We start from the raw sequence: 20,545 nt of genomic DNA, 5'->3' as shown, positions 1-20,545 counted from the left end.
ATGTCACGTACCTGGCTTATCGCCAATGCAGTGTGGTTGCAGGCTGGCTGGTGGGTATGTGTACTCGGCGCCCACACGCCCTGGCTGCTTGCCCTGGTGCCGATAGGCGTGGCGCTGCACCTGGGTTATTGCCATGAGCGGCGCGCAGAGCTGCGTGCGCTGCTGGCGATAGGGCTTGCAGGTTGTCTGCTGGACAGCCTGCTGGGGGCACTGGGGGTATTTGCTTTTGCCCAATGGCCGCTGCCCGGCTGGCTGGCCCTGATGTGGCTGGTGCTGGCAAGCGGGTTGCGCCACAGCCTGGCCTGGGCTACCCGCCCGCTGTGGCTAGGAGGGCTGCTTGGACTGTTCGGTGGGCCGTTGGCCTACCTGGCGGGGGCGCGGCTGGCCGGGGTGGAACTACCAATGGGTCCCCTGCCTACCGCCCTGCTGCTGGCACCGATCTGGGCGGTGGCATTTCCGTTGATGCTACGGCTCGCGAGAGCGGCCTGAGTCACTGCGAGGCCTTTGGCAGGCGGCGGAAAAACAGGGTGATCTGCCCGACCTCCACACCCAGTTTGCGCATGCTCGAACGGTTGATCAGGGTGTCCTCATCCATCAGGTACATCCAGTCATCGATGTCCATTTCCCAATGCCGGCCGTCGACCGGCAGGTCCAGGCGGTAGCGCCAGTGCAGGGCGTTGCCCGCCACCTCGCCGCGGGCTTCGCCGATCACATCGCCCGCACGACCACGCCAGCGCCCGGGGCCGTCCGGGGTCAGGGTCCAGATGCGCCGCTGGCGCGTACCGTCGCTGTACACGAAGTGCTCGTCAAGAATCAGCCGGTCACCTTCGCGGCGGCTGTCGATGCGCACATCGAAGCGTTTGACCACTTCCCCCGAGCGATTCTGGAACATGCCCCAGGCCTGCACCGGCACGGAGAAGAACGTGACCAGGTCCAGCGCCGGCTTTTCACCGGCGTAATGGTCGACCTCGACATTGCCGCAACTGCCCAGCAGCAGGCAGCCGACCAATAGCAACACTCTTCGCATGTTCAATCTCCTTGATCATTACCGGCCAGGCCGAGCAGGCGCTGGCGCAATTCGGGGTCCCGGGCCCGCGGGTCCAGCCAGATGGCAAAAAATGCCCTGGCAAATGCCGGGTCGGCAATTTCGCGACGCAGTTGACCATCGACATAGAACCGGGAGCCCTGCCCCGGCAGGTACACCCCGGTGATGCGCATGCCCGGGCGCACATCGACGAACGCCTCGTTCATCGCTTGCTCCCAACGCTCAAGCGTGGCCTCGGGCAAAGGGCGGTCGCTCAGATGACGCATTTCATCCAGACTGGCCTGCACCAGCGCCTCGCGTGACAACCTCCGGTGGTAGAGAAGGTCCAGGGCAAAAGGCTCACTCCAGCCCTGCGGCGAGCCTGCGCTCCACAAACGGGCGGTGTAGACACGCAGGCCAAACCAGGTGAACTCACCGCTGCCGACGCTGCGCGCCTCGGGCACCGCTGACCGCCAGTCCGCCACGGCGGGTGGCATGACGGCAAGCGCAACGGCAAGCACGAACAGGTTGAGGGCTGTGACAGTGCTTCGCATGGCCATACTCTGGAGACCGGAATACTCAAATATTGTACAAGTATATTTTCATGTACAACTTTATGTAGAGATATCGAGTCTTTCACGCAAAATAATGACGGACGGCAATCGTTCGGTTATCGAACGGTAGCGCGTTTTCTGGCATTGACGGTCCTTGCTTCACTGCTCACCATGCCACGGCCTTGCGGGTGCTCACTGCCTTGAGCCAAACCCGCGGGCCAGAAGCATCCAGCAGCTCATTACAATTTCAAGAAACAGGTACATCGGCCATGCCTCCTATTCCCCATGCTTCCATGGGCAGCAAGATTCGCGACGCCTTTGCTGTCGGCAAGACGCGCTGGGGCATGCTCGCCCTGGTGTTCTTCGCCACCACACTGAACTACATCGACCGCGCCGCCCTCGGCATCATGCAGCCCATGCTGGCCAAGGACATGAGCTGGACGGCGATGGACTACGCCAACATCAACTTCTGGTTCCAGGTGGGTTACGCCATCGGCTTCCTGTTGCAGGGCCGGTTGATCGACAAAATCGGCGTAAAACGTGCATTTTTCATGGCGGTACTGCTCTGGAGCCTGGCCACCGGAGCCCATGGCCTGGCGACATCGGCCGCAGGCTTCATGGTCTGCCGCTTCATCCTCGGCCTGACCGAAGCCGCCAATTATCCGGCTTGTGTGAAGACCACACGACTGTGGTTCCCCGCGGGTGAAAGGGCCATTGCCACCGGGCTGTTCAACGCCGGCACCAACGTTGGCGCGATGATCACCCCGGCGCTGCTGCCAGTGATCCTGGCGGCCTGGGGCTGGCAGGCCGCCTTTATCGCCATGGGTTGCCTGGGCCTGGTCTGGGTGGTGTTCTGGGGCTTGAAATACTTCAACCCTGAAGAGCACCCGACTGTGCGCCAGAGCGAACTGGAGTACATCCAGCGCGAAGCCGAGCCTGAGGCGGTACGTGTGCCCTTCAGCCGCATCCTGCGCATGCGCGGCACCTGGGCCTTCGCCGTGGCATTCGCGATCACCGCACCGGTGTTCTGGTTCTACCTGTACTGGCTGCCACCTTTTCTCAACCAGCAGTACAACCTGGGCATCAGCGTGACCCAGATGGGCATCCCGCTGATCCTGATCTGGCTCACGGCCGACTTCGGCAGCATTGGCGGCGGCATCCTTTCGTCCTGGCTGATAGGCCGTGGCGTACGCGCCATACGGGCACGCCTGATATCGATGCTGATCTTCGCCTGCACCATGATCAGCGTGACCTTCGCCGCCAACGCCAGTGGCCTGTGGGTAGCGGTGCTTGCCATTGCCGTGGCGGTCGGCGCGCACCAAGCCTGGACGGCGAACATATGGAGCCTGCTGATGGATTACACGCCCAAGCACCTGATAAGCACGGTGTTCGGCTTTGGCAGCATGTGTGCGGCCATTGGCGGCATGTTCATGACGCAGATCGTCGGCACCGTGCTGACGGTTACCAATAACAACTACGCAGTGCTGTTCACCATGATCCCGGCGATGTATTTCATTGCACTGGTGTGGTTGTACTTCATGGCGCCGCGCAAGGTCGAAGCGCAGTAAGCGTCAGTTGCCCCCTTCCTGGAAGGGGGCCCGCCGGCGAATGGGGCGCACAGCGCCCCCCGCCATGAATCAGCCTTCGGTCGCTTCGCGCTTCATCCGTGCCCGGCGGGCCAGGATGTTGAGCACTTCGATCGCCGTAGAGAAGGCCATCGCTGCATACACATAACCTTTTGGCACATGGGCACCGAAACCTTCGGCGATCAGGGTCATGCCGATCATGATCAGGAAGCCCAGGGCCAACATGACCACGGTCGGGTTGTCGTTGATGAAGTTCGCCAACGGGTCAGCGGCCACCATCATGACGATCACGGCAGTGATCACGGCAATGATCATGATCGGCAGGTGCTCGGTCATGCCCACAGCGGTGATGATGCTGTCAACCGAGAACACGATGTCCAGCAGCAGGATCTGGAAGATCGCGGCCGCGAAGCCCAGGGTAACCGTGGAGGACACCTTGGCTTCTTCCTTGGCGCCGTGCGGGTCGACGTTTTCGTGGATTTCCTTGGTCGCTTTCCACAGCAGGAACAGGCCACCGGCAATCAGGATCACGTCCTTCCAGGAGAAGGCATTACCGAACACTTCGAATACCGGGTCGGTCAGCTGAACGATCCACGCCACCGTGCTGAGCAGCGCCAAACGCATGATCAAGGCCATGCTGATACCGATACGGCGTGCCTTGGAACGGTATTCGACCGGTAATTTGTTGGTCAGGATCGAGATGAAGATCAGGTTATCGATGCCCAGTACGACTTCCATGGCCACCAGTGTGGCAAGGGCTACCCAGGCGGTGGGGCTTGCGGCGAGTTCCAGCAAATATTCCATTTTTCAGTCCTGCAACGTTTCTGGGTCAGATGTCCTGGGTTTTGTCTTGCTGGTCGGCGTCCTTGGGCTTCTGCCCTTCGGTGCCGATAGCGTCGCTCAGCGCCTGCTGCGCCGCTTCGTTGGTGTCATCGATGGCCTGCTTGGCCGATTTGGCGGCCTGGTCGAGCATCTGCTGGGCAGATTTCTCGGCCTGGTCGCAGCCTGCCAGGCTCATCAGTGCCAAGGCTAGCACCAAGGGTGTGCCAATGGATTTGAATTGCAGCATGGGGTCCTCGCTTGTCGATATCCCGACGGCGCGCAATGCGCCTGATGGCGTCGAATTCTAAAGATGCCGATACATCAGGAAAATTCGTATTTTCAGCGGTTATACTTCGGTTTTTACGAATCGGGAACGCTGTGATGCTCAACTATCGACAGCTTCACTATTTCTGGGCCGTGGCCAAGACCGGCAGCATCGCCCGCGCCAGTGAGCAACTGAACCTGACCCCGCAGACCATCAGCGGTCAGATCAGCCTGTTCGAGCAGACCTACGGCCTGGAGCTGTTCCAACGGGTCGGGCGGCAGCTGGAGCTGACCGAAACCGGTCGCCAGACCTTGGTCTACGCCGAGCAGATGTTCCAGATCGGCGGTGAACTGGAGGCCATGCTGCGCGCCGGCCCGCAGGAACAGATCCTGTTTCGCGTGGGGGTTGCCGACGTGGTGCCCAAATCGATCGTCTATCGCCTGCTCGCGCCCACCATGGAGCTGGACGATGTGCTGCGCATCAACTGCCGTGAGGACAAACTCGAACGCCTGCTGGCAGACCTGGCGATCCAGCGCCTGGACCTGGTGATATCCGACAGCCCGATGCCCAACCACCTGGATATCAAGGGTTACAGCCAGAAGCTCGGGGAATGCGGCTTGAGCTTCTTTGCTACAAAAGCCTTGGCCCAACGCCACGCTGGCGTCTTTCCTGGCTGCCTGCACGATGCACCATTGCTGATCCCGGGCCAGGAAACGGTAGTGCGCAGCCGGCTGCTGCGCTGGCTTGGCGAGCAGCAGGTGCAACCGCGGATAATCGGCGAATTCGACGACAGCGCCTTGATGCAGGCATTCGGCCAGTCGGGCAGCGGTATCTTCGTGGCTCCCAGTGTGATTGCCGAGGAAGTGTGCCGCCAGTACGGGGTGGAGCTGATCGGGCAGACCGAGGCGGTGCACGAGTCGTTCTATGCCATTTCGGTTGAACGCAAGGTCAAGCACCCCGGGATCGTTGCCATTACCGAGGGGGCGCGTCGGGAGCTGTTCCATTGGTGAGCGCAAACAGGCCGGGACGACCCTACCAAGGTCTATGGTAAAGTCACGCCCTTTCAAGATACCGAGATAGCGCAGCACATGTCCCCCCTCCTTCGCGTCCTCAACCGCACCAGCCTGGTGACCCAGATCGTCATCGGCCTGATCGCCGGTATTGTCCTGGCCTTGCTTGCGCCAGCCATCGCCCTCGACCTGGGCTTTCTCGGCAAGGTGTTCGTCAGCGCCCTGAAAGCAGTCGCGCCGGTGCTGGTGTTCATTCTGGTCATGGCCTCGATCGCCAACCATCGCCATGGCCAGGAAACCCACATCCGCCCGATTCTCTGGCTGTACCTGCTGGGCACCTTCTCGGCTGCGGTGGTGGCCGTTGTCGCCAGCATGCTGTTCCCTTCGCAACTTGCCCTAAGCGCCAGCGATGTGACCCTGAGCGCGCCTGGCGGCATTGGTGAAGTGCTGCAAAACCTGGTGCTGAGCGCCGTCGACAACCCGATCAACGCCCTGCTCAACGCCAATTTCATTGGTGTGCTGACCTGGGCCATTGGTTTGGGCGTGGCGCTGCGCCATGCCGGCGAAACCACCCGAACCGTGGTCGAGGACCTGTCCAATGGCGTAACCCTGATCGTGCGGGTAGTCATCCGCTTCGCCCCGCTGGGCATTTTCGGCCTGGTCAGTTCGACACTCGCCCAGTCTGGCCTCGATGCCCTGCTTGGCTACCTGCACCTGCTGGGGGTGCTGATCGGCTGCATGCTGTTCGTGGCGCTGGTGATGAACCCGCTGATCGTGTTCTGCAAGATCCGCCGCAACCCTTACCCATTGACGCTGCTGTGCCTGCGCGAAAGTGGTATCACGGCCTTCTTCACCCGCAGCTCGGCGGCCAACATTCCGGTCAACCTGGCACTGTCCGAGCGCCTGGGCCTGCATGAGGACACCTACTCGGTGTCGATCCCGCTGGGAGCGACCATAAATATGGCGGGCGCGGCCATCACAATCACCGTGCTGACCCTGGCAGCCGTGCACACGCTGGGCATCCCGGTAGACCTGCCTACCGCGGTGCTGCTGAGCATGGTGGCGGCGGTCTGCGCCTGTGGTGCGTCGGGCGTGGCTGGCGGTTCGTTGCTGCTGATCCCGCTGGCGTGCAGCCTGTTCGGCATTCCCAGCGAGATTGCCATGCAGGTGGTTGCTGTTGGCTTCATCATTGGCGTGCTGCAGGATTCGGCAGAGACTGCGCTGAATTCTTCGACCGATGTGCTGTTCACGGCAGCGGCCTGCCAAGCGCAAGAGCGCCGTAGCGCTTGAGATAGCCAGGGCCGCGTAGCGGCCCATTCGCCGGCAAGCCGGCTCCCACAATAGGGATGGCGTCAAGGTTTGAAATCAAGCAACACTGCAGCCCCACAGGCTCTGCACATGCCTTGAGTTCAGGGCCAGTCTGTGGGGGCCGGCTTGCCGGCGATGGGGCAGTGATTGCTTAAGCCAGGCGCTTTACCTACGCTAGTGGCCTTTTCCTCGCAATGAGACTTGGCCATGTCAGAAAATCAAACCGCAGACGAAGGCCGCTTCAGCAGTACCGAGATCCGCATTCTCGGCGCGCTGATCGAAAAACAGGCCACCAGCCCTGAAAGTTACCCACTGACCCTCAATGCCCTGGTGCTGGCCTGCAACCAGAAGACCAGCCGTGAGCCGGTGATGAACCTGTCCCAGGGCCAGGTCGGCCAGGCGCTGCGTGCCCTGGAAAGCCAGGGCATGACCCGGCTGCAGATGGGCAGCCGCGCAGACCGTTGGGAACAGCGGGTGGACAAGGCACTGGAGCTGGTACCGGCCCAGCTGATACTGATGGGCCTGATGTTCCTGCGTGGGCCGCAAACCCTCAACGAGCTGTTGACCCGCAGCAACCGCTTGCACGACTTCGATGACACCGAACAGATCCAGCACCAGCTGGAGCGCCTGATCTCGCGTGGTTTGGCACTGCATCTGCCACGCCAGGCCGGGCAGCGCGAAGACCGCTACACCCATGCACTGGGGGATCCGGCAGAAATCGAGGCGATTCTTGCCGCTCGCCAGCAGGAAGGTGGGGCGCGCAACAGTGGCGGCAATGTGTCGGAAGAAAGGATCGAAGCCCTGGAGGCCCGGATTGCCGCGCTGGAGGCGCGCCTGGCCGAGCTTGAAGGCTAAGCCACTCAGTGTTCCGGTTCAGGGAAGTTGCGGCAGCTTTTGCGCTCGGCCATTTCCCGCTCACTGGGGCGCTGGTCGACGAACACGGTACGGCCGTCTGCGTAGATTTCCAGGTAACCCCAGTGCAGGTCCTGCTCCTGCTGCCCGGGCTGGGGTGGCACTAGCCACCAGGGTTCGCGGCTGATCAGGGTCATGGCTTGAATTCCCGAGGGTGTCGGCAGTAAGCATAGACACCCCCGGGTTTCAGGTTTACGCCGGCGCCGAGGTGCGGATCAGGTGATCGAAGGCCGCCAGCGATGCCTTGGCACCCTCGCCCACCGCAATGACGATCTGCTTGTACGGCACGGTGGTCACATCACCGGCTGCGAACACGCCCGGGATGCTGGTCGCACCTTTGGCATCGACGATGATCTCGCCACGCGGCGACAGCTCGATCGTCCCCTTGAGCCAGTCGGTGTTGGGCAACAGGCCGATCTGCACGAAGATACCTTCCAGCGCCAGCTCATGCTGCTCGTCGGTGGTGCGGTCCTTGTAGCGCAAGCCGGTCACCTTCTCACCATTGCCCACCACCTCGGTGGTCAGCGCGCTGGTGATCACCTTGACGTTCGGCAGGCTGTGCAGCTTGCGCTGCAGCACGGCATCGGCACGCAGCTGGCTGTCGAACTCGATCAACGTCACCTGCGCGACGATGCCGGCCAGGTCAATGGCTGCTTCCACGCCGGAGTTGCCGCCACCGATCACCGCCACACGCTTGCCCTTGAACAGCGGGCCATCGCAGTGCGGGCAGTAAGCCACGCCACGGGCACGGTACTCCTGCTCACCCGGCACGTTCATTTCGCGCCAGCGGGCGCCGGTGGCGAGGATCACGGTCTTGGCTTTGAGCGAGGCGCCGCCGGCCAGGCGTACTTCGTGCAGGCCGCCGTCGGTGGCCGGAATAAGTGCTTCGCCGCGCTGCAGGTTCATGATGTCGACGTCGTACTGCTTGACGTGCTCTTCCAGTGCAGTAGCCAGTTTCGGCCCTTCGGTTTCCTGCACCGAGATGAAGTTCTCGATGGCCATGGTATCGAGCACCTGGCCGCCGAAACGCTCGGCAGCGACACCGGTACGGATGCCTTTGCGTGCTGCGTAGATGGCAGCCGCGGCACCGGCGGGGCCGCCGCCGACCACCAGCACGTCAAAGGCGTCCTTGGCATTGATCTTCTCGGCCTGGCGGGCGCCGGCGTTGGTGTCGATCTTGCCGAGGATTTCCTCAAGGCCCATGCGCCCCTGGCCGAACACTTCGCCGTTCAGGTAGATGCTGGGCACGGCCATGATCTTGCGCGACTCGACTTCGTCCTGGAACAGCGCACCGTCGATGGCCACGTGGCGTACGTTAGGGTTGAGCACCGCCATCAGGTTCAGCGCCTGGACCACGTCCGGGCAGTTCTGGCACGACAGCGAGAAGTAGGTCTCGAAGGTGAACTCGCCTTCCAAGGCCTGGATCTGCTCGATCACTTCGGCACTGGCCTTGGAGGGGTGGCCGCCGACTTGCAGCAGCGCCAGCACCAGGGAGGTGAATTCGTGGCCCATGGGGATGCCGGCAAAACGCAGGCTGATGTCAGCGCCCGGGCGGTTGAGCGAGAACGACGGGCGACGGGCGTCGGTACCGTCCGCGCTCAAGGTAATGAGGTTCGACAGGCTGGCAATTTCCACCAGCAGGTCGTGCAATTCGCGGGACTTCGCGCCGTCGTCGAGGGAAGCAACGATCTCGATCGGCTGGGTGACCCGCTCCAGGTAGGTTTTCAGTTGCGATTTAAGCGTGGCGTCCAACATACGGGCGATTCCTTTTTCAATCTTCGGATACAAAAACGCCCAGGCAATAGCGCCCGGGCGTTTGGCGGGGCAGTGAGTACTTCAGCTTTGGCGGCTGCTCACCGCCCACGACTGGCGCACGGTCTTAGATTTTGCCGACCAGGTCCAGGGATGGCGCGAGGGTAGCTTCGCCTTCTTTCCACTTGGCCGGGCAGACTTCACCTGGGTGAGCGGCGATGTACTGGGCAGCCTTGACCTTGCGCAGCAGCTCGCTGGCGTCGCGGCCTACACCACCGTCGTTGATTTCGACGATCTTGATCTGGCCTTCCGGGTTGATCACGAAAGTACCGCGGTCGGCCATACCGGCTTCTTCGATCAGCACGTCGAAGTTGCGCGAGATGACGTGGGTCGGGTCACCGATCAGCGGGTACTTGATCTTGCTGATGGTGTCGGAAGTGTCGTGCCAGGCTTTGTGGGTGAAGTGGGTGTCGGTGGACACACCGTAGATTTCCACGCCCAGCTTCTGGAACTCGGCGTAGTTGTCAGCAAGGTCACCCAGCTCGGTCGGGCAGACGAAAGTGAAGTCGGCCGGGTAGAAGAACACGACAGACCACTTGCCCTTCAGGTCGGCTTCGCTTACCTGAACGAATTCGCCGTTGTGGAAGGCGGTGGCGTTGAACGGTTTGACCTGGCTGTTGATGATAGGCATGAGAGACGCTCCTTCATGGGGTTGAAATCAGTTGACGGAGAGAATCCTAACCGCTGGTCGCCACGAAGGCTCATTGGCAAACCTCATGCTTGCGATTGGTTTTGGCTATAAGCGAGGTTTATTAATAGAAGGGATTGGGCTGAGCAAAGGATTGCGCAAGCATTTGAGGGGCCTATCACTGGCACGCCAGGACACACAGGTACGGCGCCGAGCTTGAGAGCTGGGCCGTACCTGTGAGAGCCGGCTTGCCGGCGATAGGGTCCGTGAGGTTTAGCGCGTAACGGTCCGCATGGTGACGAACTCTTCCGCCGCCGTCGGGTGCACGCCAATGGTCTCGTCGAACTGCTGCTTGGTAGCGCCAGCCTTCAGGGCAACACCCAACCCCTGAATGATCTCGCCGGCATCAGGGCCGACCATGTGGCAGCCCAGCACCTTGTCGGTCTCGGCGTCCACCACCAGCTTCATCAGGGTCTTTTCCTGGATGTCGGTGAGGGTCAGTTTCATGGCGCGGAAGCGGCTCTCGAAGACCTGCACCTTGTGCCCGGCTTCCAGCGCCTGCTCTTCAGTCAGGCCCACGGTACCGATCGGTGGCTGGCTGAACACCGCGGTGGGGATGTTCTGGTAATCCACCGGGCGGTAGTGCTCGGGTTTGAACAGGCGCCGCGCCACGGCCATGCCTTCGGCCAGGGCGACCGGGGTGAGCTGCACGCGGCCAATCACATCGCCAATGGCCAGGATCGACGGGGCGGTGGTCTGGTACTGCTCGTCGACGCGAATATAACCGCGGGCATCCAGCTCCACACCGGTGTTTTCCAGGCCCAGATTGTCGAGCATCGGGCGTCGGCCGGTGGCGTAGAACACACAATCGGTGAGCAGCTCGCGGCCATCCTTGAGCGTGGCCTTCAGGCTGCCGTCCTCAAGCTGCTCGATGCGCTGGATATCGGCATTGAACTGCAAGTCCATGCCGCGTTTTTCCAGTTCTTCCTTCAAGTGGGTACGCACCGAGCCGTCGAAGCCGCGCAGGAACATCTCGCCGCGGTACAGCAACGTGGTGGCGGCGCCCAGGCCCTGGAAAATGCCGGCGAACTCGACCGCGATGTAGCCGCCCCCCACCACCAGCACCCGGCGTGGCAGTTCTTTGAGGTAGAACGCCTCGTTGGAGGTGATGGCCAGCTCCTTGCCCGGGATGTCCGGCACCTGAGGCCAGCCACCGGTGGCGATGAGGATGTGCCCGGCGCTGTAGCGCTGGCCTTGCACTTCCACTTCGTTGGCGCCGGTGATGCGCGCATGGCCTTCCAGCAAGGTCACGCCGCTGTTGACCAGCAGGTTGCGATAGATGCCGTTGAGGCGCTCGATTTCGCGGTTCTTGTTGGCGATCAGGGTACCCCAGTCGAAGTGGCCCTCTTCCAGGGACCAGCCGTAGCCGGCAGCCTGCTCCAGCTCATCAGCGACGTGGGCGCCATACACCAGCAACTTCTTGGGCACGCAACCGACGTTGACGCAGGTACCACCCAGGTAGCGGCTCTCGGCCACCGCCACTTTTGCACCAAAGCCCGCTGCGAAGCGTGCCGCTCGCACACCACCGGACCCGGCACCAATCACGAACAGATCAAAATCGTAGGCCATGTATTCAGTCTCCTTGGCTGGCGCTCAGCATACCGCCGTTGGCCGCCACAAACAAAAAAGCCACCCCGAAGGGTGGCTCGTCGACCTGTAGGGGCTTATCAGTAAGCCTTGCCGGTCTTGTAGTAGTTCTCGAAGCAGAAGTTGGTCGCGTCGATATAGCCTTCGGCGCCACCGCAGTCGAAACGCTGGCCCTTGAACTTGTAGGCAATCACGCAGCCGTTCTGTGCCTGCTGCATCAGTGCGTCGGTGATCTGGATCTCGCCGCCTTTGCCCGGTGGGGTGTTGCGGATGATATCGAAGATATCCGGGGTCAGGATGTAGCGGCCGATGATCGCCAGGTTCGATGGCGCGTCTTCCGGCGCAGGCTTTTCGACCATGTTGGTCACACGGAAGATGTCGTCGCGGATCATGTCGCCGGCAATCACGCCGTACTTGTTGGTTTCCTGCGGGTCGACTTCCTGGATGGCGATGATCGAGCAGCGGAACTGGTTGTACAGTTTGACCATCTGGGTCAGTACGCCGTCACCTTCCGGGTTTACGCACAGGTCGTCCGCCAGCACCACAGCAAACGGTTCGTCACCGATCAGCGGCTGGCCGGTCAGGATGGCGTGGCCCAGGCCTTTCATTTCGGTCTGGCGGGTGTAGGAGAACGAGCACTCGTTGAGCAGGCGGCGGATGCCGACCAGGTATTTTTCCTTGTCGGTGCCCTTGATCTGGTTTTCCAGCTCGTAGCTGATGTCGAAGTGGTCTTCCAGGGCGCGCTTGCCGCGGCCGGTGACGATGGAAATCTCGTTCAGGCCAGCGTCCAGGGCCTCTTCAACGCCATACTGGATCAGTGGCTTGTTGACCACTGGCAGCATTTCCTTGGGCATGGCTTTGGTAGCAGGCAGGAAGCGAGTGCCGTAACCGGCTGCCGGGAACAAGCATTTCTTGATCATAAACGTCCTTAAACAAAGGCAGAGCCTGTGGAATTCGGCGCAGTCTAATCAGGCGGCTGTCACCTTACAATGCCCCGCCTGCGGCCGACCGATGCCATGATAGAGATAACCCAGTGTAGATAGTTCCAAGGGATCGTAAATATTACGGCCATCAAATATCACCGGCATGCGCATCAACCCGCGCACACGGCTGAAATCCGGCTGGTGGAACTGCTTCCATTCAGTCACCAGGGCCAGTGCATCGGCACCCTCCACGCAGGCGTAGGGGTCATCGGTCAGTTTCAGTTGGCCACTGGCCAGCGCCTGCGCATAGCGCTCGGCAACCCCGGCCAGCGCCACCGGATCGCAGGCCTGCACGCGCGTCCCTGCGGCCAGCAAGGCATCGAGCAGCACCAGGCTGGGGGCCTCGCGCAGGTCATCGGTGCCCGGTTTGAAAGCCAGCCCCCATACCGCCACGGTACGCCCGCGCATGAACCCACCGAAATGCTGCTGCAACGCAGTGAACAACAGGGTCTTCTGCTGATCGTTGCGGGCTTGTACTGCCCGCAGGATGGCAGGCTGATAACCTTGCTGCTCGGCGGTGCGGACCAACGCGCGGATATCCTTCGGGAAGCATGACCCCCCATAACCACAGCCGGCATAGATGAAATGGCTGCCGATGCGCCGGTCGCTACCGATGCCGTGGCGCACCTGTTCGATGTCCACCCCCAAGTGTGCGCACAGCCCGGCCAATTCATTGATGAACGATATCTTGGTCGCCAGGAAGGCATTGGCTGCGTACTTGCTGAATTCGGCCGCACGCGGGGACATCACCAGGATACGTTCGCGATTGCGCACAAAAGGCGCGTAGAGGCGTTGCAAGGACTGCTGTGCTGCCTCGTTGTCCGTGCCGATGATGATGCGGTCCGGGCGCATGAAATCGTCGATGGCGCTGCCTTCCTTGAGAAACTCCGGGTTGCTCGCCACCTCGACGGTAAAACCGGCGCTGCGGTCGCGCAGGCCCTGCATCACGTGCCGGGCCACGCGCTCTGCGGTGCCCACCGGCACGGTCGACTTGTTGACCACCAGGCAACTGCGCGGCAAATGGCGGCCAAGGCTGTCGGCCACGGCCAGCACGTGCTGCAGGTCGGCCGAGCCATCTTCCTGGCTGGGCGTGCCGACAGCGATGAACACCACCTGCGCCTTGGCCAGCGACGGCTCCCACTGGTCGCTGAAGCTCAGCAGCCCTTGGCCGATCCCAGATTGCAACAGTGCCTGCAGCCCCGGTTCATGGATCGGACACTGGCCCTGACGCAGTTGTGCCAGGCGCTGCGGGTCGCGTTCCAGGCACACCACCCGGTTGCCCATCCCGGCGAAACAGGCTGCCGTCACCAACCCTACATACCCTGCCCCGATCACACAGAGGTCCATGGCCGCGCTCCTTGAGTGAGATAGCGGACATTGCTACCCCGCAGGGGTTGCAAAGCGGTGACGGCCGGATGACAGAACCGTGAGGCCAACGGTGAGCGCGTCAGCTACCTGTTCCCTGCCCGATCAGCACCCCCTCGACCTTCTGCCCATACAGGTTGACCCCGTCGTTGGCATGGAACTTGAGCCGGGTCTTCTCGACAGAGCCCTCCACCAGCCGAGGGTCCTGCGGCCGTTCGTGGCGATTGACCCAGGCTGCCACATCCCACGCCTGCTGATCACTCAGGCTGCCTGGCCGGCCCAGCGGCATGTTGTGCTTGATGAAGGAGGCCGCGGTGTTGATCCGGTGCATGCCGGCACCCCAGTTGTAGGAATCCTTGCCCCACAAGGGCGGCATCACGTATTCGCCGGCCACTTTCTGCCCTTCACCATTGTCCCCGTGACAGATGGCGCACTGCTCGCGGTAGACCTGCTGGCCGCGCTTGAAGTCGTAGCCACCCTGGGGTTGTGGTACCTCAGGGTAGCCACGCCCGGCGATCTCCACACCGGTAGGCGCTTTGGTGGACAGCCAGTAGGCATAGGCCGACAGCGCAGTCATCTGCGGGCTGTCGGCGGCCGGGGGCTTGCCGTTCATGCTGAACTGGAAGCAGCCCTGGATACGTTCGGCGTAGGTGTTGACCTTGTCGTTCTTCTTGCGATAGGCCGGGTACATAGGGTACGCACCCCACATCGGCGCGGAGTTTGCCAGGCGGCCCTGGTCGAGGTGGCAGTTACTGCAGTTCATGCCATTACCCACCGCCTCGGGCATCAGTCGGCGGGTGTCGACGAACAGCGCATGGCCCTCGCGTACCATTTTGCCGAAGGCGTTGTCCGGCAGCTCACGCTCAGCGGGAGGCGCGAACTGCGCTGAGGCCTGGGCAGCAGGAACGTTCAACTGCGACTGGTCTTCCATGGCGATGGGCGCCGCAACGGCGTGCCCCATGGCCGACAGCAGCAACGCTGGCATCAATGCTTTCATGGCTTTCATGGCTTTCATGGCTTGACCTCCTGGCTGGCAGGGTTGGCAAAGAATTCTGCGATTGCCTGGACCTCTTGGTCGGTCATGGCCTTGGCCACACCGACCATCAGCTGATTGGGGTCGTTGCTGCGGCTGCCGTCGCGCCAGCCGTTGAGTTGCGCCACCAGGTAGCTGGCAGGCTGCCCTGCCAGGGGCGGAAAGTGCTCGCCGACACCACTGCCACCGGGGCCATGGCATTGCACACAACCGGGGATGTTGCGGCTCCAGTCGCCGTAAAGGGCCAGCCGGGTGGTGGGGTCGTCTGCGATTTGCTGGCGGCGCAAGCCGGGGGCCGGCTCGCCAGGCAGGCTGGCCAGGTAGTCGCTGACGGCCGTGATCTCATCCTCGGTCAAGGCTTTGGCCAGCGGCTCCATCACCGCCTGTTTGCGGCTGCCGGCACGCCAGTCATGCAACTGCTTGCTCAGGTAGCCGGCCGGCAGGCCGGCCAGGCGGGGGAACCCAGCGGCGGCTATACCCTTGCCGTCCGGGCCATGGCAGCCCAGGCATGCCATGGCGGCAGGGTTGGCGCCACCCTGGGTGAAGATTTTCTGGCCATCGGCGGCGTGCGCCATGGGCCAGGCCAGGATCAGCAGGCTGCCGACCAGGACTCGACTCAACGGGGTCATCACGAATCTCCATTTCTTTTGTTATAAGCTTAGGCTTAAAACACATAAGCAAATGGATACTAGCCCCGCCAGGGAATTGCCAACAACGCCAACCCGACCAACAGATGGCAATTGGCCTGTTAAGCGCGTTTTACTTGAGCCAGATCAACCGCCAGAGATGCACTTGGTCGCCGCCGTACGCACATCACCCAGGCGCAGCGGGAAGTTGTTCAAGCGTTCATGCAGCTTGATGCTGCTGCCGCTGCCACGTTCCTCGATGTCCACCAGTGCCGCTGGCCCGGCGCCGGCAGTCAACTTTTGCGGCACGATCAACCGCAGGCCATCGTCGCGCTGCTCTTCGACCAAGGGATCACGGGTGTTCGCCAGCTCTGCCTTGACACAGTCGGCATACTCGCGGGGCGTCTTGCCAGAGATCACATCCATCGTTTCGTGCGACTGCTCCAGCTCGGAAACGCTGACACAACCACCCAGCGTCAGGGACAACGCCGCCACCATCCACTTCATTTGGCACACCTCACCTATCAGGAATGCATCAGACCACGGCCAGGCACTTTTGCTCCGTGCTTTGGCAGATTTATCTAGCCCCATGCCATCAGGCGCGCCAGCCAATCCCGACATCGTGGTATCGTTCGCGTTTGCAGAACCCGACTTTGCGGAGCACCCCATGAAATTCGTACACCAGCGCGAGCATCTCAACGAGGACGACATCGTTGTCGTCGAGTGCTCTCAACGCTGCAACATCCGCCTGATGAACGACGCCAACTTCCGCAGCTTCAAAAATGGCGGCCGACACACTTACCACGGCGGCCACTTCGAGCGGTTCCCGGCCAAGATCACGGTACCCAGCACCGGTTTCTGGAACATCACCATCGACACCGTCACCACCCGTCCCATCTCGGTAACGCGCAAGCCGACCTTGACCCACAAGATCAAGATCATCCGTCGTTCGTCGTCCAAACTCAGATAAGACCGCCATGACCCAGAACATCAAGTACGTCATCAAATACAAGCTCGACGGCGAACGCCGCTGGGATTTCGCCGTCATGCCCGATGCCTCGCACGAGCAGGCACTCGATGCCCTGCGCAAGATCCACGGCGACGACGCCGACAAGATCAGCGACATCCAGGTCAGCAAGGCACTGTAAAACCGCAGGGAGGACTGCATGAGCAACTGGCCCGACCATCGTATTCTCGATCTGCTGGGCATCGAGTTGCCCATCCTCCAGGCGCCCATGGCCGGCGCCAGCGGCTCGCCCCTGGCAATCGCCGTGGCCAAAGCCGGTGGCCTGGGCGCCCTGCCCTGCGCCATGCTCACGGGCGAGCAGGTGCGCGGCGAGATTGCAGCCTTTCGCAGCGCTTGCCCGGGCGCCCCGCTTAACCTGAATTTTTTCTGCCACCAGCCGCCCACCCCAGACACCGACCGCGAAACGCGCTGGAAGCTGGCACTCAAACCGTATTACACAGAAGTTGGCGCCGACTTCGAGGCTCCCACTCCGGTTTCCAACCGTGCACCGTTCGACGAGCACAGCTGCCGGCTGGTCGAACAATTGCACCCTGAGGTGGTGAGTTTCCACTTCGGCCTGCCTGAGGCTGCATTGCTGCAGCGGGTAAAAGCAGCCGGGGCCAAGGTGCTGTCCAGTGCCACCACGGTGGAAGAAGCGCTGTGGCTGGAGGCCAAGGGTTGCGACGCGATCATTGCCATGGGCAGTGAAGCCGGTGGCCATCGCGGCATGTTCCTCAGCGAAGACATCAACAGCCAGATCGGCACCTTCGCCCTGGTGCCGCAGGTTGCCGATGCAGTGGGCGTGCCGGTGATCGCCGCTGGCGGCATCGCTGACCACCGTGGCCTGGTTGCAGCACTGGCCCTGGGCGCCAGCGCCGTGCAAATCGGCACGGCCTACCTGTTCTGCCCCCAAGCCAAGGTGGCTGCGGCCCATCGACGCGCGCTGGACAGTGCACCGGCCAGCGACACGGCCCTGACCAACCTGTTCACCGGGCGCCCGGCGCGCGGCATCAACAACCGCGTCATGCGCGAGCTGGGGCCGATGAGTGAACTGGCGCCACGCTTCCCCCTGGCAGGCGGCGCGCTGATGCCGTTGCGGGCAATCACCGACCCGCAAGGCAACAGCGACTTCAGCAACTTGTGGGCGGGGCAAGCGTTGCGGCTGGGCAAGGCAATGCCGGCTGAACAGTTGACCCGGGAGATTGCAGAGAGGGCGTTGGCGCTGGTTGGGCGTTAGGAATTTATCGGGGGTGCCGGCTTGCAGGGGCTGCGGGGCATGGCACCGGCTGTGCCGGTGATTACCGGCAAGCCGGCTCCTGCAAGGATTGCAAGCCAGACAGCACCTTCCGGCTTGGGGCCTATCGCTATATAGTTACCGCTATAACGATAACCTGCACTCCTAGGGAGCTGTTTTCATGCGTATCCGCCTGCCCCACCTCACCGCCACTGCCCTCGCCTGCCTGCTATCACTCAACAGCGCCTGGGCCGACGAGGTGCAGGTTGCGGTCGCGGCAAACTTCACCGCGCCGATCCAGGCCATCGCCAAGGACTTCGAGAAAGACACCGGCCACAAGCTGATCGCCGCCTATGGCGCCACGGGGCAGTTCTACGCACAGATCAAGAACGGCGCACCGTTCGAGGTGTTCCTCGCCGCCGATGACAGCACCCCGGCCAAGCTAGAGCTGGAAAAGGACATCGTCCCCGGCTCGCGCTTCACCTACGCCATCGGCACCCTTGCGCTGTGGTCGGCCAAGGAAGGCTATGTTGACGCCCATGGTGAGGTACTGAAGAAAAACCAGTACAAGCACCTGTCCATCGCCAACCCGAAGACGGCACCCTACGGCCTGGCCGCCACTCAGGTGCTGGCCAAGCTTGGCCTGGCCGAAGCCACCCAGGGCAAGATCGTCGAAGGCCAGAACATCACCCAGGCCTTCCAGTTCGTCTCCACCGGCAATGCCGAGCTGGGCTTCGTCGCCCTTTCGCAGATCTACAAAGACGGCAAAGTCACCGGCGGTTCGGCCTGGGTCGTACCGCCCGAACTGCACGACCCTATCCGCCAGGACGCCGTCATTCTCAACAAGGGCAGAGACAACCCGGCGGCCAAGGCACTGGTTGAATACCTCAAAGGCCCAAAAGCTGCTGCGCTGATCAAATCCTATGGTTATGAACGCTGATGCCGCTGGACGCCAGTGACCTGGGTGCCATCTGGCTGACGGTGAAACTGGCCAGCCTGACCACCCTGATCTTGCTGCTCATCGGCACGCCCATAGCCTGGTGGCTGGCGCGCACGCGCTCTTGGCTGCGCGGGCCGGTGGGTGCGGTGGTGGCGCTACCACTGGTGCTGCCGCCGACGGTGATCGGTTTTTACCTGCTGATCGCCCTCGGCCCGCAGGGTTGGATAGGCCAGGCCACCGAGGCGCTGGGCCTGGGAAGCGTGGTGTTCAGTTTCACTGGCCTGGTGATCGGCTCGACGGTGTACTCCCTGCCGTTCGTGGTGCAACCGCTGCAGAACGCCTTCGCAGCAATCGGCCAGCGCCCGCTGGAAGTTGCCGCCACCTTGCGCGCCAGCCCGTGGGACACCTTCGTGCATGTAGTACTGCCGCTCGCTCGGCCTGGCTTCATCACCGCCACCATTCTCGGTTTCGCCCACACCGTAGGCGAGTTTGGCGTGGTGCTGATGATTGGCGGCAACATCCCCGACAAGACCCGCGTGGTCTCGGTGCAGATCTTCGATCACGTCGAAGCCATGGAGTATACGCAAGCCCACTGGCTGGCAGGTGCCATGCTGGTGTTCTCGTTCCTGGTGCTGCTCCTGCTGTACGCGGGGCGCCGTGGCAAGCCTGGCTGGAGCTGAAATGACCGGATCGATTGTGGCGCGCCTCAAGCTTGCGCGTGACGACTTCACCCTGGATGTCGACCTGCAACTGCCAGGGCGCGGCATCAGCGCGCTGTTCGGCCATTCCGGCTCGGGCAAAACCTCGTGCCTGCGCTGCCTGGCCGGGCTGGAACGGGCTGCGAGCGCGTACATCGAGGTCAACGGTGAAGTCTGGGAAGACAGCACACGTGGCCACTTCCTGGCGCCGCACCTGCGCCCGGTCGGCTACGTATTCCAGGAGGCCAGCCTGTTCCCGCACTTGTCGGTGCGCGGCAACCTGGAATTCGGCTGGCGGCGAATTGCACCAGGCCAGCGCAAGGTCAGCCTCGACCAGGCCTGCCAGCTGCTGGGCATCGGCCACCTGCTCGAGCGCAGGCCCGCGACCCTGTCCGGCGGCGAGGCCCAGCGTGTGGGTATCGCCCGGGCGCTGCTCAGCAGCCCGCGCCTGTTATTGATGGATGAGCCCCTGGCCGCACTGGACGGGCCGCGCAAGCGCGAGATCCTGCCCTACCTGGAGCGCCTGCACGAGGAACTGGACATCCCGCTGGTGTACGTCAGCCATGCCCAGGATGAAGTGGCGCGGTTGGCCGATCACCTGGTGCTGCTGGAGCAAGGCAAGGCCACGGCCAGTGGCCCGATTGGCCAGACGCTCGCGCGCCTGGACCTGTCGCTGGCCCAGGGCGACGATGCCGGCGTGGTGTTCGAGGGCCTTGTGGTTGGCCACGACCCGCAGTACGGCCTGCTGGACCTGCGCCTGGCTGGCCACGAAGCGCCTTTACTACGCATTGCCCACCCGGCACACAGCATGGGCAGCGCCTTGCGCGTGAAGGTTCAGGCCCGCGACGTCAGCCTCACGCTAACGGCAGATGGTACCTCCAGCATCCTCAACCGGCTGGCGGTGCGCGTACGCGAAGTGCACCCGGCGGATAACCCGGCGCATGTGCTGGTAAGCCTGGATGCCGGCGGCAATGCCCTGCTGGCGCGCATCACCCGCTTCTCGGCGGACCAGCTCGGCCTGCACCCGGGGCAGGCTTTGTTTGCGCAAATAAAGTCGGTAGCGCTATTGGGCTGAGCATCGCTCGCACGGCC

Annotated in this window: 24 protein-coding genes; 11 read left to right on the top strand and 13 right to left on the bottom strand. The window is 62.6% G+C overall.

What is annotated here, in order from left to right:
- Positions 1-489, top strand: a complete 489-nt coding sequence (locus IWW33_RS21220; RefSeq protein ID WP_174142495.1) for a DUF2878 domain-containing protein — start codon at positions 1-3, stop codon at positions 487-489.
- Between the two features lies 1 nt (position 490).
- Here IWW33_RS21220 and IWW33_RS21215 read toward each other — a convergent pair whose 3' ends face one another.
- Together IWW33_RS21215 and IWW33_RS21210 are read right to left on the bottom strand one after the other, a co-directional pair.
- Positions 491-1,027, bottom strand: coding sequence for a DUF3833 domain-containing protein (locus IWW33_RS21215; protein WP_174142496.1), 537 nt, complete (start codon positions 1,025-1,027; stop codon positions 491-493).
- Positions 1,028-1,029: 2 nt separating this feature from the next.
- Positions 1,030-1,584, bottom strand: coding sequence for a chalcone isomerase family protein (locus IWW33_RS21210; protein ID WP_174142497.1), 555 nt, complete (start codon positions 1,582-1,584; stop codon positions 1,030-1,032).
- Positions 1,585-1,847: 263 nt separating this feature from the next.
- Here IWW33_RS21210 and IWW33_RS21205 point away from each other — a divergent pair, with 263 nt between their 5' ends.
- A complete protein-coding gene (locus tag IWW33_RS21205; protein ID WP_046785743.1) occupies positions 1,848-3,146 on the top strand; it encodes an MFS transporter in 1,299 nt (432 codons plus the stop codon).
- Between the two features lie 69 nt (positions 3,147-3,215).
- Here IWW33_RS21205 and IWW33_RS21200 read toward each other — a convergent pair whose 3' ends face one another.
- Entirely contained in the window at positions 3,216-3,968 is a 753-nt protein-coding gene (locus IWW33_RS21200; protein WP_012315026.1) for a TerC family protein, read from the bottom strand.
- A 25-nt stretch (positions 3,969-3,993) separates the two neighbouring features.
- On the bottom strand, positions 3,994-4,233 hold the full coding sequence (locus IWW33_RS21195; RefSeq protein WP_012315027.1) for a hypothetical protein: 240 nt from the start codon (positions 4,231-4,233) through the stop codon (positions 3,994-3,996).
- A 134-nt stretch (positions 4,234-4,367) separates the two neighbouring features.
- On the opposite strand from IWW33_RS21195, the gene nhaR reads away from it, so the two are divergent.
- From nhaR to IWW33_RS21180, 3 genes are all read left to right on the top strand, one after another.
- Positions 4,368-5,261, top strand: a complete 894-nt coding sequence (nhaR, locus tag IWW33_RS21190) for a transcriptional activator NhaR (RefSeq protein ID WP_012315028.1) — start codon at positions 4,368-4,370, stop codon at positions 5,259-5,261.
- Between the two features lie 78 nt (positions 5,262-5,339).
- Complete coding sequence (sstT, locus tag IWW33_RS21185) at positions 5,340-6,551, top strand: serine/threonine transporter SstT (protein WP_125923997.1); 1,212 nt, start codon at positions 5,340-5,342, stop codon at positions 6,549-6,551.
- Between the two features lie 225 nt (positions 6,552-6,776).
- Positions 6,777-7,424 (top strand): DUF480 domain-containing protein, encoded by a 648-nt coding sequence (locus IWW33_RS21180; RefSeq protein ID WP_115274404.1) that lies wholly within the window; start codon positions 6,777-6,779, stop codon positions 7,422-7,424.
- Positions 7,425-7,429: 5 nt separating this feature from the next.
- On the opposite strand, the gene IWW33_RS21175 is transcribed toward IWW33_RS21180, so the two are convergent.
- The 9 genes from IWW33_RS21175 to IWW33_RS21135 form a co-directional block, all read right to left on the bottom strand.
- Complete coding sequence (locus IWW33_RS21175) at positions 7,430-7,618, bottom strand: hypothetical protein (protein WP_046785739.1); 189 nt, start codon at positions 7,616-7,618, stop codon at positions 7,430-7,432.
- A gap of 55 nt (positions 7,619-7,673) precedes the next feature.
- Entirely contained in the window at positions 7,674-9,236 is a 1,563-nt protein-coding gene (gene ahpF / locus IWW33_RS21170; protein ID WP_119687341.1) for an alkyl hydroperoxide reductase subunit F, read from the bottom strand.
- Between the two features lie 124 nt (positions 9,237-9,360).
- The gene (ahpC, locus tag IWW33_RS21165; RefSeq protein ID WP_012315033.1) at positions 9,361-9,924 is read right to left on the bottom strand and encodes an alkyl hydroperoxide reductase subunit C; all 564 of its coding nucleotides are present in this window, start codon (positions 9,922-9,924) and stop codon (positions 9,361-9,363) included.
- A gap of 270 nt (positions 9,925-10,194) precedes the next feature.
- The gene (gorA, locus tag IWW33_RS21160) at positions 10,195-11,550 is read right to left on the bottom strand and encodes a glutathione-disulfide reductase (protein WP_196914397.1); all 1,356 of its coding nucleotides are present in this window, start codon (positions 11,548-11,550) and stop codon (positions 10,195-10,197) included.
- A gap of 98 nt (positions 11,551-11,648) precedes the next feature.
- Positions 11,649-12,488, bottom strand: a complete 840-nt coding sequence (gene galU / locus IWW33_RS21155) for a UTP--glucose-1-phosphate uridylyltransferase GalU (RefSeq protein WP_012315035.1) — start codon at positions 12,486-12,488, stop codon at positions 11,649-11,651.
- A 48-nt stretch (positions 12,489-12,536) separates the two neighbouring features.
- The gene (locus IWW33_RS21150) at positions 12,537-13,898 is read right to left on the bottom strand and encodes a UDP-glucose/GDP-mannose dehydrogenase family protein (RefSeq protein ID WP_174142498.1); all 1,362 of its coding nucleotides are present in this window, start codon (positions 13,896-13,898) and stop codon (positions 12,537-12,539) included.
- Between the two features lie 100 nt (positions 13,899-13,998).
- Positions 13,999-14,913 (bottom strand): c-type cytochrome, encoded by a 915-nt coding sequence (locus tag IWW33_RS21145; protein WP_046786371.1) that lies wholly within the window; start codon positions 14,911-14,913, stop codon positions 13,999-14,001.
- Between the two features lie 14 nt (positions 14,914-14,927).
- The gene (locus IWW33_RS21140; RefSeq protein WP_115274400.1) at positions 14,928-15,578 is read right to left on the bottom strand and encodes a c-type cytochrome; all 651 of its coding nucleotides are present in this window, start codon (positions 15,576-15,578) and stop codon (positions 14,928-14,930) included.
- Between the two features lie 144 nt (positions 15,579-15,722).
- A complete protein-coding gene (locus IWW33_RS21135; RefSeq protein WP_039602624.1) occupies positions 15,723-16,082 on the bottom strand; it encodes a hypothetical protein in 360 nt (119 codons plus the stop codon).
- A 160-nt stretch (positions 16,083-16,242) separates the two neighbouring features.
- Here IWW33_RS21135 and IWW33_RS21130 point away from each other — a divergent pair, with 160 nt between their 5' ends.
- The 6 genes from IWW33_RS21130 to modC all read left to right on the top strand — a co-directional run bounded on the left by IWW33_RS21130 (position 16,243) and on the right by modC (position 20,528).
- A complete protein-coding gene (locus IWW33_RS21130) occupies positions 16,243-16,545 on the top strand; it encodes a DUF1883 domain-containing protein (RefSeq protein ID WP_046785735.1) in 303 nt (100 codons plus the stop codon).
- Between the two features lie 7 nt (positions 16,546-16,552).
- Positions 16,553-16,723, top strand: coding sequence for a hypothetical protein (locus IWW33_RS21125; protein WP_012315041.1), 171 nt, complete (start codon positions 16,553-16,555; stop codon positions 16,721-16,723).
- Positions 16,724-16,741: 18 nt separating this feature from the next.
- A complete protein-coding gene (locus IWW33_RS21120; RefSeq protein ID WP_174142499.1) occupies positions 16,742-17,818 on the top strand; it encodes a nitronate monooxygenase in 1,077 nt (358 codons plus the stop codon).
- A gap of 178 nt (positions 17,819-17,996) precedes the next feature.
- Positions 17,997-18,755 carry a molybdate ABC transporter substrate-binding protein gene (gene modA / locus IWW33_RS21115; RefSeq protein ID WP_174142500.1) on the top strand — a complete coding sequence of 253 codons (759 nt, stop codon included), beginning with the start codon at positions 17,997-17,999 and terminating at the stop codon, positions 18,753-18,755.
- The gene (gene modB / locus IWW33_RS21110; protein ID WP_174142501.1) at positions 18,755-19,435 is read left to right on the top strand and encodes a molybdate ABC transporter permease subunit; all 681 of its coding nucleotides are present in this window, start codon (positions 18,755-18,757) and stop codon (positions 19,433-19,435) included. Before modA ends, modB begins: the two co-directional genes overlap by 1 nt.
- A 1-nt stretch (position 19,436) precedes the next feature.
- A complete protein-coding gene (gene modC, locus IWW33_RS21105) occupies positions 19,437-20,528 on the top strand; it encodes a molybdenum ABC transporter ATP-binding protein (RefSeq protein ID WP_046785732.1) in 1,092 nt (363 codons plus the stop codon).
- Positions 20,529-20,545: the final 17 nt, after the last annotated feature.

It is taken from the genome of Pseudomonas sp. M2 (genome assembly GCF_015751845.1).
Classification (GTDB): Bacteria; Pseudomonadota; Gammaproteobacteria; order Pseudomonadales; family Pseudomonadaceae; genus Aquipseudomonas; species Aquipseudomonas putida_E.
This window is presented reverse-complemented; position numbering and strand designations above follow the sequence as displayed.